Source organism: Butyricimonas sp. RTP31003st1_G1_RTP31003_210430 (assembly GCF_040920905.1).
Taxonomy (GTDB): domain Bacteria; phylum Bacteroidota; class Bacteroidia; order Bacteroidales; family Marinifilaceae; genus Butyricimonas; species Butyricimonas paravirosa.
Window position 1 is genome coordinate 25,682 of sequence record NZ_JBCOSQ010000020.1, and the last position, 14,279, is coordinate 39,960.

The 14,279-nt window shown below is 40.5% G+C and carries 9 protein-coding genes; all 9 read left to right on the forward strand.

Going from position 1 to position 14,279, the window contains the following annotated elements; all coding sequences use genetic code 11:
- Window positions 1-83 precede the first annotated feature (83 nt).
- Genes AB5542_RS08185 through AB5542_RS08225 form a run of 9 tightly spaced genes read left to right on the forward strand, consistent with a single transcriptional unit; the run spans window position 84 to window position 13,924 of the window.
- Window positions 84-3,611, forward strand: a complete 3,528-nt coding sequence (locus AB5542_RS08185) for a SusC/RagA family TonB-linked outer membrane protein (RefSeq protein ID WP_288215165.1) — start codon at window positions 84-86, stop codon at window positions 3,609-3,611.
- Window positions 3,612-3,624: 13 nt separating this feature from the next.
- Window positions 3,625-5,220 (forward strand): RagB/SusD family nutrient uptake outer membrane protein, encoded by a 1,596-nt coding sequence (locus AB5542_RS08190; RefSeq protein WP_279037041.1) that lies wholly within the window; start codon window positions 3,625-3,627, stop codon window positions 5,218-5,220.
- A 26-nt stretch (window positions 5,221-5,246) separates the two neighbouring features.
- Window positions 5,247-6,203 carry a hypothetical protein gene (locus AB5542_RS08195; RefSeq protein WP_087421453.1) on the forward strand — a complete coding sequence of 319 codons (957 nt, stop codon included), beginning with the start codon at window positions 5,247-5,249 and terminating at the stop codon, window positions 6,201-6,203.
- 23 nt (window positions 6,204-6,226) lie between these two features.
- Window positions 6,227-7,192: a hypothetical protein gene (locus tag AB5542_RS08200; protein WP_279037043.1), complete on the forward strand. Its 966-nt coding sequence runs from the start codon at window positions 6,227-6,229 to the stop codon at window positions 7,190-7,192.
- A gap of 12 nt (window positions 7,193-7,204) precedes the next feature.
- The gene (locus AB5542_RS08205) at window positions 7,205-8,668 is read left to right on the forward strand and encodes a hypothetical protein (protein WP_279037044.1); all 1,464 of its coding nucleotides are present in this window, start codon (window positions 7,205-7,207) and stop codon (window positions 8,666-8,668) included.
- A 12-nt stretch (window positions 8,669-8,680) separates the two neighbouring features.
- Complete coding sequence (locus AB5542_RS08210) at window positions 8,681-10,087, forward strand: thioredoxin family protein (protein WP_087421456.1); 1,407 nt, start codon at window positions 8,681-8,683, stop codon at window positions 10,085-10,087.
- 26 nt (window positions 10,088-10,113) lie between these two features.
- On the forward strand, window positions 10,114-11,355 hold the full coding sequence (locus AB5542_RS08215) for a thioredoxin family protein (RefSeq protein WP_279037047.1): 1,242 nt from the start codon (window positions 10,114-10,116) through the stop codon (window positions 11,353-11,355).
- Window positions 11,356-11,401: 46 nt separating this feature from the next.
- Window positions 11,402-12,520 carry a TlpA disulfide reductase family protein gene (locus tag AB5542_RS08220; RefSeq protein ID WP_279037048.1) on the forward strand — a complete coding sequence of 373 codons (1,119 nt, stop codon included), beginning with the start codon at window positions 11,402-11,404 and terminating at the stop codon, window positions 12,518-12,520.
- Window positions 12,521-12,535: 15 nt separating this feature from the next.
- Window positions 12,536-13,924: a thioredoxin family protein gene (locus AB5542_RS08225; RefSeq protein WP_279037049.1), complete on the forward strand. Its 1,389-nt coding sequence runs from the start codon at window positions 12,536-12,538 to the stop codon at window positions 13,922-13,924.
- The last annotated feature ends 355 nt before the right edge of the window (window positions 13,925-14,279 follow it).

Consider the following 14,279-nt stretch of genomic DNA (forward strand, 5'->3'; position numbering starts at 1 on the left):
TCAAAGTATCCAAATGTATGAAAAAAAGACGAAATTCTACACAATCCTCGCCTGAAAATGCGAGGGGAAAAATTTATTTAGCAATGAGATTGACTTTGCTTTTGACCATGTTCTTCTCTTTCACGGCAATAGCCAGTGTATCGTCACAATCTGTGACGTTGAAATTAGAGAATGCAAGTCTCAGGGAGACTATTAAAGAGTTGAAGAATCAGACAGGAGTTTATTTCGTGTTCAATGAAGAGGAGATTGCAAGTTTGAACGTGAAACTTAACATGGTTCTGACAAATGAACCTTTCGAGAAAGCTTTGGAGCGTATTTTCGAGGGATTGCCTTTTAGTTACGAGTATTCAGAAGGTGTGGTAATTGTTAAACCGACACCACAGAAAAAGGATGAAGTTAAGTTAAAATTGATCAAGGGGAAAGTGGTTGATACAGATGGGGTGCCTCTTCCCGGGGTTTCTGTTGTTGTGGAAGGAACGACTCGTGGAGTGGCATCGGACGTGGACGGATTGTTCCAGATGATGATTGAGAATAAAATAGGTCAAAAATTACTTTTCTCTTTTGTGGGGATGGAGCAGAAAGTAATTACTTGGCAAGGACAGGATTCTTTACACGTGGTGATGAAGTACTCTACGGTAGACATGGACGAAGTTGTTGTGACGGGTTATCAGACAGTGAATCGTCGAGAGTCTGCAAGTGCGGTTTCCGTGGTGAAAACGGACGAGATTTATGTGGCGGGAGCTACAAGTATTGACCAGATGTTACAGGGACAAATACCGGGATTGATGGTGATAAATACTTCAGGAGAACCGAGTGCAACCCCGAAAATTCGAATTCGTGGAACTTCGACCATTAATGGGAATAAGGCTCCGGTTTGGGTGGTTGACGGTGTGATCTTGGAACAGGATGTACCTATTACTGCTTCAGATTTGAATAGCGAGGATGCCGAGTACTTGGTTGGTAATGCCATTGCCGGTATTAGTCCGCAGGATATTGAATCCATTACCGTATTGAAAGATGCATCTGCTACAGCAATTTATGGTGTGAAAGCTGCGAATGGTGTGATCGTCTTGACTACGAAAAAGGGGAAAATAGGAAAGCCTTCTGTGTCTTACCATGGTGAAGTGGTCGTAAATCAGCGTCCATCTTATCGGAATTTTGATTTGATGAACTCGTCAGAGCGTATGACCTTGTCGAAGGAAGTTATCGAGGATGGATTGAAATACGGGAGTAATATTTCACTTGATCCCAATGATTCTTATGAGGGATTGGTGAATGAGCTGGTAAATAGAAGAATTACCCATGCAGAATTCTCTGAGTTAGCGATGGAAATGGCTAAACGTAATACCGATTGGTTTGATATCCTGTTCCGGAATGCGGTAACTCACAATCATACGTTAAGTGTACAAGGAGGAAATGAACAAACAAGATATTATTTTTCTGCTGGGTATAATAATAATCAGGGAGCAGCACAAAAATCTTTGAGTGAACGTTTCACGACTTTAGCCAAAGTGGACGTGAATTTGGGTGAGTATGTCAATTTTATGACTAAAATTGATTATAGTACAACTAAGAATGACGGGTATGCAGTAGGAGTAAATCCTTTTTCTTATGCTTACAAGACTTCCCGTACTTTAAGTCCTTATGAGGCTGATGGTAGCTATCATATGTACAAGCAAGGGTCTGCTTATGAATATAATATTTTGAAAGAGTTGGATGAGACTGGCCAGAGTGCTAAGACGAATGATTTTAATGCCTTGTTAAATTTGAATGTAAAATTAATCAAGAATATATCTTATCAGGGAACGTTCTCTTTCCACAATTCAACGACTGAACAAAGAGACTGGCAAACGGAAGAATCAAATGCAGTAGCAAAGATTCGAGGGTATAATTATAAGGAATATGACGAGACTGAAGATAAATACTGGGAGTCTTCGTTGCCTTATGGTGGTATTCTAACCAGCAAGAATACAACGAAAACCGGTTATACCGTGAGAAATGCTTTGAACTACGTGGCGATGTTTGGAGGTGTGCATGATATTAATATTTATGTAGGTTCGGAATTAAGAGGGAACAAGTATAGTGGTACTAGTGTAACGGGATATGGTTGGACGCCTGAATTTGGAGAACGTTTTATGCCGATTTATACGGATAGATTTACACAAAATTATGCAGCGAAAGGGAAATTACTTCCCACGAATACGAATACTATATCCCGAGTGGCCTCTTTCTTTGGAACAGCTAGCTATACTTATGACAACCGCTATGTTTTGAATTTTAATATCCGTTCCGATGGAGCGAATAAATTTGGTAGTAATCCCAAATACAGATGGTTACCTACATGGTCTGTTGCCGGTAAATGGACGTTGACCAATGAAAGCTTTTTATCTGCTTTTGCTGATAAAGGACATTTCGTGTCGATTCGCGGTAGTTATGGGGTCCAAGGAAACATTCACGATGATTCAACGCCTAATTTGATATTGGAAATCGGTGATCGTAACGAAACGAGTACTTTGGATCAATCGACTATTTATCGTTTGCCTAATCCTGATTTACGTTGGGAAAAGACCTCTTCTTGGAACGTTGCGGTAGATTTTTCTTTCTGGTCAGGAAGATTATCCGGAAGTGTGGATGTATACAAAAAACATACGGATGATTTGATTATTGATAAGACTGTAGCAGCATCCAATGGTAAACAGCACTTGTATATCAATGCTGGTCAGATGAACAACACTGGTGTGGAGGGTAATTTGAGCGTTGGTTTATTGAAAAGTAAATTATTTGACTGGAACTTTAATGTGAACTTTGGAAGAAATACGAACGAAGTGATATTGGCAAATGATAATTTGTACAATGATTTGGAGAAGATCACTGAAATGTTGAATGGAAATCTGGCCGTGGAAGGAGAGAAATTAGGCATGATGTATTCATTTGCTTATGCTGGGTTGTCTGCCGATAATGGTTATCCTCTATTTTATGGGAAAGATGGTAAAAAATATCATGGTGGAGATCCGACAATGATGAAATTAGTTAAGAGTGGTTCCATTAATCCGGATTTATCGGGTGGTTTTGATACTCAATTGACATTTAAAAAACGTTTGTCATTAAATATTGGTTTTGCTTACAATATTGGGGGTGTGAAACGTTTACCTGATGTATATGATGATAATTCTAAAGTATTCGACCCATTATCAAATGTTTCTACTGATTGGAAGAAACGTTGGAGAAAGTCCGGAGATGAATTAAAAACTGATATTCCCGCACTCTATAATTCAGAGTTTGCAAATAATTTCAGATATGAAGGGTTAATGAACTATGTCGATGATGAGGATGGCAGAAGAGCCGTAGAGCAGTGTACGTATTATTATGACAAATCTGATCATCGGGTTGCTAAAGCGGATTATTTACGTTTACGTTTAATTGGTTTGAGTTATGCGATGCCGGAAGAACTGGTTAAGAAGATAGGTGTTTCTTCGATGATGCTGCGTTTTCAGGCAACCAACTTGCACGTATGGGCCAGCAAAAAATGGCAAGGCTTAGATCCTGAAACTCCGGATGCTAATATTCCGGTATTACCTGCTTATAGTTTTGGAATAAATGTTTCATTCTAAGAAATTTGAGTATATGAAGAAGAATATTTTTAGATATAGTGGAAAGATATTGTTGGGAGCGTTAATTGCTACGGGATGTAGTGATTATTTAAAAGAAGATTCCGGAGATTTGCTGATTCCCAAGAAAGTGGAAGAATTTTCTCCAATGTTGTATGCGGAAGGTTATCCATCAGACTTTAATGATGATGTTTCGTGGTTTAAATTAATGACGGATGATGTCGAGTCTGGCCGTTTGGAAATTGATTCTTTGGGTGAGGCTTATTTAGACAAAGACGGAAATGCTTTTGATGTTCTTGAGGGGGGAGAAGGAAAACAGGCTTATACTTGGAATGTGGATATAGAAGAGAAATTGACAGATAATTTCTGGAATGCTCGTTATGAGAATATTTTGGCTTGTAACATCGTGATAGATGCTCTGCCGACGATGGAGGTGCAGGATTCCGGTAAATTTAATCATTTAGCCGGGCAGGCTTATGCTTTAAGAGCTTATAATTACTGGTGTTTGGTAAACACCTATGCTGCTCCTTATGCAGAGGAAAATTTGGAGAAAGCTGGTGTTATTCTTCGTACGACGCCGCAAGTGGATATACAGGCTCGTAAACGGTCAACTCTTCGTGAAACTTATAAATTGATAAACGAGGATATTGAAAAAGCGGAGAAATATATGGAAATAAGTACGGCTGCGGACAACATTCATTTATTAACACAGCCTGCCGTGTGGTTATTAGGGTCCAGAATTGCGCTTTTCCAAGAGAATTGGGATGAAGTGATTCGTTTAGGAGAATTGTTCATGGAGAATAATTCAGAGGTTTATGATTTGAATTCGGTTGATCCTGAGTTACTTACTAATACAAATGACAGTAAAGGCTTTTGCATGATGGATGGGTTGGTTAATCCGGAAATTGTATTTACATTCGGTAATTCATCATATTCTTATGATTTCTTGGCTATTACGATGTCTGGATATATGTATGGATTGGGATTCCGGCCATCACAGGAGGCTGAGAATTCATTGCTGAAATCATATGACGAGGGGGATTTACGTTTGCAGGCTTATTTTAAATCGGATAAACCGGGAGAGACAGATAAATGGGGTTTTTATACGGAAATTACCTATAACTATCAATATCCGATTAAATATCGAAGAAGATATAGTACCGGGGCCGAGAAACCGAATGAAAAGTTGTTTCATGAAAATTGGCGGAGCGTTGAAGTATTGTTAAATCTAGCGGAGGCTTATGTTCGGAAGAGTAATGCGATAGACCAGCAGGCTATTGATTTGCTAAATTCATTACGCCGTGGACGTATCAGTACGGATAAGTATGTTGACAAACAAATGGCTGATTTTAAAAATAGTGATGATTTGCTTAAATTCATATGGGCAGAACGCCGTCGGGAACTATGTTTTGAAGAGGCTATGCGTTTCTGGGACTTGCGTCGTCAGGGAATGCCGGAAATCGAACACCGATGGTATACTTCTTGGAATAATTACGAAACTTATACCTTGAGGCAAGGTAGTCCGAATTATGTGCTTGGTATTCCTTCTTCAGAATTGACATACAATACAGATTGTGTTGATAATGCCCGTGAAGTGATTAATGCGGAGTAACGATTTATCTTTTAAAATGATTGATTATGAAAAAAAGTTTAAATATATATCTGATATCTGTCATATTACTTATTTCAGCCTGTTCTGAAAAATTGACCCCGAATCCGGATTTAGGAGGACCATTATATGGATTAACTAAAGGCGAACCTGGTTCATTGGAAGAATTGATTTATAACACATGGGAATTTTGTGGAGTGTATTATCTATATGATTATAGTGAATATGCTTTTCAAACCGCTAACTGGACCGGGGGTGTTAATAGATGGTATACTCCTGTAAAGGAGGAAAACCGGGAACTGGTGAGAACGGTTGTAAATAAATTGCAAGATGAGGTGTTTGCCGGGATGGATGGGGATTACATTCGGAGAAATTGGTTTATACGGGTATTCTTATGTGATTCTTTGTGTGATAATTCTTCGTATGATCCGGATGACTTGGTTGAAACTTATTTGGAGCGTGAGGATATGTTGATTATCCCTAATTTGGGAGAAGTAATGAAAGCTTACACGGATGAGGATTGGACGTCATGGAAAAAGGAGTTTTCTGATCTGTTGATTTCACGCTTGTATTTAGGAGCAACAGAGGAACCGACGGATTTCTTCAACTCAAGATTGAAGAAAGCAAACGGGAAAGATGATGCGACAGCAATATATGCGACAGCTTGGTTAGAGGATCCTGATGGTAAATATACGGATTGTGTTTATACTTTCCGTACGAACGGGTATTGGAATAGTTCTCCTGCAGAAACAGTCTTAATTCCTAAGCGACAAGTTGATGTTGCTGACTATATCAGTAATTTGACTACAACACCTAAAGCAGAATTAGACTACACCTTTGAACATTTTCCTAAAATGCTGGAGCGTACAATTGACATCGTTCCATATTTGACGGATGTACTTGGATTGGATATCGTTGCCATGCAAAATGCTGCTTGTCCCGATGATCCGGTGGAGGCTGATTATTTTAAGAATCTACAAGAATGATTCGTCTGTATAATATAAGAGATATGTTGAGAAAGACAATCATGATATTGGTTTGTGTCGGATGCTGCTTAGCAGCATCTGCACAAACTGACCTAGAAAGTTTGAAAGAGAAATACACGGTAAACAAGCGAGACATTAAGGTCGTGAAGGAATACGTGGAGGCCTTGGAGGATGCGAGAAAGGGAAAAGAGGCAGAACAGGTGATAAAGGAATATATGTCTCGGTGTCCGGTGTTGCAGGTGGAAGATAAGGATACTTACTTGCTATTAAATAAATATGTATTTGCAGACCCTTATTCCAATGTTTTTGAGTATGGCATTTATGCTGTGAAAAAAATGAAATGGGATCGGGAAGAAAGTTCCGCTCCGGAGGATAAGGCTGCACGTTTGAAGAGACTTTTCAAAGGATTGGGAAGTGGGGTTAGTGGGGATAATGAGATTGATAAGAGATATGAGGTATTGATGGTGTTGAGTCGAAATTTGAACAAAGAGATCGAGAAACAATGCGAGCCTCATTTCCAGGATGAACGGTATGTTTGGCCATTGTATGATTCATTAAAACTAGAACGATTGACGTATCTGGTAAATAAAGGGCAATTATTGGGACAGGATGGAATGCGTTTAAAACTCGCTATTATTAAAGCTTTGCATACAGGAGATAACGAACAGGTGTTTCGAGACTTGGAAGTAGCTGCGAACTTGCACATGACAGATGTTCGGGGTGAATATATTGTAGCAGTTTTGACCCTCCTTTCTGAAAGAAATTTGAATAAGAATTTAATTGACAGCGTCTTGTCATTCGTGTTGAGGATAAGTGAACAGGAGAAGGCGGAGGGTGGTTCGACCAATTATTATAACTTGTTAGGTCGTTTGTATGCTCTTGTGGGCGATAGGAGTAACGCTGATAAATATAAAAAGATGGGGGATGCCATAGAAGCGGAGCGGATGGAACGGTATAAGGATTTGTTTAAAGCAACTCAGTCTAATTAATCTGGAAATATGATGAAAAAACGGATAGTTGTAATGTTTGCCGTTTGGCTGTTTACGACTTGTAATTTATTGGGGGTAAAAGCTCAACAGGTTCGTGACTATGTGGTTGTTACCTCGAAAAAGGTTCAGGCTGACGGGGAATGGATGAAAGTGGTAGAGGCTTTAGCTAAAAGACATAAAGCAACCGTGTTATATTACGACAAACAGCCGCGAGAACTGTTGGCGGAGTTACGGCGTTTAACTCCCCGTTACGTGGCAGTGGTGGAAAAACCGGAAAACCTCAATCGGGAGTTTGTCATGGAAGGGCATCGTTTGAGTCGGGAAATAGATGATGATATTTATGCGGATTACTTGTGGGGAATTATCACGGGGTATTCAGCTACAGATGCTATGCGAATGGTCGAGGGGAGCGCTAAACCTTTTGTGATTCATACAGCATTGAACACGACGGCAGAATTGAGCGATGGAAAATATTTTGATCGTTTTGCATTTATGAATGACGGGGGAACACCCGGCGGTTGGGGCGAGAAGACAACCCGCAACGGGGAAGTGAAGAATGAGCAGATCAATAAATGGGAAATACTGAATAAATGGGTGGAGAAATATAAAGAAATTGATCCCGATTTGCTGGTAACCTCTTCACACGCAACCGAGAAAAATCTTGAAATGCCATTTACGGTTGGTAATCTGAAACCACGGGGAGGGCGGTTGTATGCCGACTTCATGACTCCTGAGTTTTTGGAAGGGACGGCTCACCCGAGAGTTTATTTTGCGGCGGGTAACTGTCTGATCGGGAATATTGACAATGACCCGGAGAGTATGGCTGTGGCTTGGTTGAGCGGAATGGATGCAACTTCCATGGTGGGATATGTCGTTACAACTTGGTATGGCCGGAACGGTTGGGGAGGTTTGAAATACTGGGTTGCCAATGCCGGGCGGTTGACCTTGGCGCAGGCCGTTTATCTGAACCAGCAGGATATGTTGAGGACGGAAAACGAGTGGCATCCGAAAATGTTGACCGTAAATTATCCTTTTTCGGAAATAGATTTTGGGGAGAGGGAGATGTTTGAAAAACAATTCAAGGCGGTGACGGGTCAGCAGCCGACGAAAGACCAGATGGGATTTGTACATGACCGGGATGTAGTTGTTTTGTATGGCGATCCGGCTTGGGATGTAAAGATGCAAAATCCGAAACCATTAGGATACCGTGTAGATTTCAAGATAAAAGGGAAACAATGTTTCGTGACGATCACGACCAATGAATATTTTGACGGGGGATTGATGAGAGGAGGAAAATTGAAACAGGAACACGTGACGGATATTCCGTTTGCCTATTATTTCCCGAAACGTGTAAATAACCCGTGTTTGGCGGGGGGACAGAAATGGGAAGTTGCCGTGGCAGAGGATTTCTTGTTGCTTTATAATTGTGATTTTGAGAGGAATAAAAAATATACAATAGTATTGGACATAAACTAAAGGGATTGTAAGATGAAAAAATTAGTATTGTTAGTGACGATTTTAATCACTGGTTTAACCGTGTTTTCACAGGGGATCGACTTCCAAAAGGGGCGTTATGCAGAGGTACTGGAAATGGCGAAAAAACAGAATAAACTGGTATTTATAGATATATATACCTCATGGTGTGGACCTTGTAAGCACATGGCGGATAATGTATTCCCACAAGCTAAAGTCGGCGAATATTATAACGCTCATTTCTTGAATTTGCAATTGGATGCAGAAAAGAGTGAAGACGGGAAAATGGTTGCGAAAACATTTGGAGTATCTGCTTATCCCACGTTCCTTTTTGTTAATGGAGACGGGGAATTGGTTTATCGTTTCCTGGGCGGTAAAACCGTGGATATGTTTATCAAGGAAGGCGAGAAGGCCGTGGATGCGTTTGCCGCACAACCGGAATTGAAGAAATACATGAAAAAATACGAGGAAGGCAACCGGGATAAAGAATTTTTGAATCAGTATTTTATATTGAAAGACAAATCCGGATTGGATTGTAGCGATGTATTACTTGATTATTTTGCATTGGTGGACGATGCTCATTTATTGGATTCTGTCAATGTTCCTCGTATTGCCAAAATCACGGTTTTCGACAAGAAATTAGCCAACCGCTTGGTGGATGCGGCTTGTGCGGAGGCTGTCAATCCGGCGAAGGACAAAAAACATTCTACTGCCGTGAATAAAGCGATTTGTACTTTCTTGAGTGCTAGCGTTCAAAAGACGGCACAAGCCGATCAAGAGGAAAACTTTGAGGAAGTGCTGGCTTTGAAAGATCGTTTATTTAAGGCGACGGGAGGTAAGGATAGTGCCACGGCGGCTTCATTGGGGGGAGGAAATATCTATATCCCTTCTGAATTACTACGTTTAAATTATTATTCGGCTAAAAAGAAACTGGATAAGTTTAATCAGCTTTTTATCAGTTATATAGCGGAACTTCAGAAAAAATATGAGGAAACTCATAAGGAGAAAATTGCCATGCTAAAGGCCATGGAGGCTAAGTTGAAAGAGGCAAAAGAAAGTGGGAATGAAGAGGAATATCAGGCAGCGAGAAAACTGAACGCGATGATGTTCGCTTTTTCAAGTATCGATGATTACTATACTTCAACGAGTATGGTTGAGAACGTGGAACGTTACGAGGAGATATATACAGGAGAGAAAGATGCGGCATACAAGGATCGGGTTGCCGGTTGGTACGTGTTTTTACATCAGTTGAGCCCTTCCGCAAAGACGGCGGCATACGTGGCCGATAAGTTATTAGCCTTGGACAAAAAGGAACAAGCGAAAGAAGTTTTGACCTTGGGATTGAAAGATGGAAGTTCTGCGGCCGGGGTCGAAGAGAGTGACGTGAAAGCTTGTCAGGCAAAATTGGATGAATTAAAATAATAGCATATTTGTAAATAGGATTGATTATGAAAAAGATTGGATTTATAGTACAATTTTTATGTTTGGCCTTGTTTTCGTTCGGGCAGTCGGCCGGAGACGGGATTCGTTTTATCGAAGGCGAGAAATGGGAAAATATCTTGAAAATGGCTCAAGAGCAGGACAAATATATCTTTATGGATTGCTATACCTCTTGGTGTGGCCCGTGCAAGGCTTTAGCCAAAGATATTTTTACTCGCAAAGACGTGGGCGACTTTTTTAACGCGAATTTCATCAACGTGAAATACGATATGGAAAAGGGTGTGGGGAAAGATCTGTATAAACAATATAAATCCAATATTATTGGTTTCCCGACACTCTTGTTAATTAATAAGGAAGGAAAAGTTATGCATCAAATGGCGGGATTCCAAGAGGCAGATGTATTGATTGCCGGGATGAAAGCGGGTAAGGAAGGTAAAAGTTTGTTTGCTTGTCGTGATAGGTACGAGGCAGGAGAACGGGACTTGGCGTTTCTGAAAGAATATGTTGCCGCGTTGGAAGGAGCCTTCTTGAAAGATGACATCGAGAAAATCGTACTTGATTACATGAATACGATACCTGTGGAAAAATTGCAGGAAAAAGAAATCTGGGATTTCGTGGGAGCTTTTATCAAAAACCCTTATTCTCCGCAATTTGACTACGTGATTTTCAATATAGACCGTTTGGCTCATAAAGTGAAATTTGATCGCTATAACGTGGAGAGACAATTAAGTTGGGCGCTGGAAAAAGCAGTAGATCGAGTGGTTGAAATTAAATTTGATGAGAATGGGGTTCCCTTGCGTTTGGTTGCCGAGCAAGGAAAAATAGATACTTTGTTACGTTTGATTGACCGCGGGAATTTGAAACGTGCAGAAACGTATCGTGCCAAAATAAAGATTTATGAATTGGAGTTGGCTCAAAAGTGGAATGAAGTATACGAAAGCCAGATGATGTATCGTGACATCAAGGCTTTGGGTTATTCTGATCGTGATTTGGATGAAACGGCTCGATACCTTGCGGCATATTGTCAAGATAAGGGCATAATAGAGAAGTACTTGGTTTTAATCGAAGGATTGCAGAAAGAAGAAGATAAGGGAAGTGCTAAACTAAAATCTAATTATTACGGAACTCTCTCTGTTTTGCATGCTAAACTTGGCAATAATGCAAAGGCAAAAGAATTCAAAAAGATGGACGAGAAAATCAGAGCCGAGAAAGCGAAAGAGTTCGAGTCATTTTTGAAAAAATCAGAATAAATATAAACGATACTTGATTTAAAAATGTTAAAATAATTCCGGAAGTATGAGAAAAATTATCAGTGGATTATTGATAGGCCTGTTGTTCATGGGATGTACCAAACAAGAGACAACTTATACCATTCAAGGAGAGTGGGAAGGTGGAGATGGAAAAGTAGTCTATTTAAAAAAGGACTTGGGAGACAAAAAATATGAGATATTGGATTCCGCTATCGTGGCAAACGGTAGTTTTAAAATGCAAAAGCCGCTTGGAGACGTGGATGAGCGGATTTTGGAAATAAATGGTAGTACGAATATCGTTATTTTGGACTCTATTCCAATTCATGTAAAATGCATAACCGTGAAAAAAACGGTCAAGGGAAAAGAGATTGAGAATGTCAGAGCAGAAATATCGGGGAGCGTGGAGCAGGATATTTTTAAAACAATGCTGTTAGCACAGCGGGATGAGATGTTGATGATGCTGGGACTTTCTTTCATGGGTAGAGATGAGAATACGAGTGCTGCCATGCAGGACTCTTTAATACAGATGTATACGGCTATGAAGGAGAAAACCGTGCGGACGATTGACAGCTTGGTTACAAATTATCCCGATTGCCATGCAACTGCGTTGATTATTAATAATTTCGTGATCAAGGATAGAGATTTGGCGGAAGTTGAAAAAATGTATGAAGGTTTGACTCCCCGTATCAAAAATGCTTATTTAGGACGTAAATTGAAAACATCAATAGATAATATTAAAAAAACATCCATCGGTAGTGTTGTCCCGGATTTCACCTTACAAGCTCCGGACGGAAAGGATGTTTCTTTATCTGATTATCGTGGGAAGATCGTTTTGCTTGATTTCTGGGCATCCTGGTGCGGTCCTTGCTTGCGTGAAGTTCCCAATGTGAAGAAAGTATATGACAAGTTTCATGATAAAGGATTTGAAATATTGAGCGTGTCACTGGATGATAAAAAGGATAATTGGGTAAATGCGATTGAAAAGAACGATTTGAATTGGGGACATGTTTCTTCCTTGAAGGGATGGAGTTGTCCGGTGGCAAAATTGTATAACGTGAGCGGGGTTCCGGCTATGTTATTGATTGACAAGGAAGGGAAAATTGTCGCTACCAAATTGCGGGGAGATCTGTTGATGGAAAAAGTTGCAGAACAATTTGGAGAATAACGATTGATAGAAATAATGAGAAGAATATTTTTAACAATAGTCGTTTTGCTTTTCTCATGGAACGTTTTTTCACAGGGGATTCAGTTCGAAACCGGTAGCTGGAAAGAGGTTTTACAGAAAGCAAAACAGGAGAATAAACTGATCTTTGTAGACCTGTACACGACGTGGTGCGGTCCTTGTAAGAAAATGGCTGCGGAGACTTTTCCCCAGCAGGCTGTGGGGGATTACTTCAACAAAAATTTCGTCAATTACAAGATTGACGCGGAGAAAGGTGAAGGACCGGAACTAGCGGGTAAGTACGAGGTTTCGGCTTACCCGACGTTGGTTTTCGTGAATGCTGCAGGCGAGTTGGTGTATAAGTTTATGGGAGTCCGTACGGCCGATAAGCTTATCGCTGAAGGAGAGAAAGCTGTGCGTTTGTACGCGCTGGCTCCCCGTATCGCGGCAATGGAGAAAGAATACGAACAAGGAAAACGGGGAAAAGTTTTCCTTGGAGAGTATTATGCTTTATTGAAAGAGTCCGGGGCAGGCGGTGGCATTGTCCTGAACGAGTACTTGAAATGCCTCTCTGATGGGGAGTTGTTGTTGGAGGAGAACGTGAGTAATATAGGTAATATTTCTATTTTTGATCCGGTTCTTTTTGATCGTTTGGTGAAGGGCATCAAGAAGGTCGAGGGCGAAAACAAGAAGTTGGGTAATCGTTTGAATGCATCCGTGATGAAGAGCTTGAGCGCTTGTTTTGCCACTTGCGTGAAAGAGAAGGATGAAAAGGCGTTAGAAGGAATTCTTGGCGTGAAGGCCGGGTTGGGAAATCTGGAGAATGGAATGTCTGCCATGATGGGTGGCGGTAAATCTTATCTTCCGGCAGAGCAGTTGCGTTTGGATTTCTATTCGAACAACCGTCTGGACGATAAATTCAAGACGTTGATGAACGAGTATATGATTGCCCAGCAGCAAGAGAATAGCATTGATTCCCTGAGAAAAACGGAAGAGATAACAAACCAGCATTTTAAGATGCTGATTGATTCAGCTAAAATGAAGAATGATTCAACCGCGATTGTGAGTATAAAGAAGACGATGGGTATGGCGAGTCTGTTTGGCGGGGTGAAGTATAAACTATTGTCCTCTTTCGTGATCAGTGCTACCCGTCATTACTGGAAGATTACCGATCAGCAGAATGTAGGAGAGAAAAAGAAATGTATCGATTGGGTAAATTATGCTTATCAGTTGGATCGAACTCCGGCGACGGCTTGGGGATGTGCGGATCTAATGGAAGAGATCGGGGACAAACAGGGGGCGAAGAGGCTCTTGATTGATGTGTTGGAAGTTATTAAAAATAACTCGCTAAGTGATGCAGAACCGAAGGATATTCAATCTGTAAAGGAACGTGTGGAAAAAATGTAGCATGTGTTTTATTTGAAATAGGCTATTGTAGTATAGTACAGAACTGCCCCCAAAAAGTGAACAAAAAACTTTCAGGGGCAGTTTGTTTTTGAGCCAATTTTAGTGTCAGATGAGAATAACGAAATTGGCTTAATGCTGGCATAGGTTTACTTGGGGTTACGGTAAACTTTTTCAGGACGAGACACGTTGCATATTCGATGTACTTAGGGGTTAAAGACGTATCAATTTCGAATCAAAGACGTATCAAAGACGTTCACGAACGTCTTTGATACGTCTTTGATAGATTTTTAATCTTTGATTATCTGGTAATTACCTTAAGTGTTCATCCTTTCTTTATTTGATAACGGGGGTAATA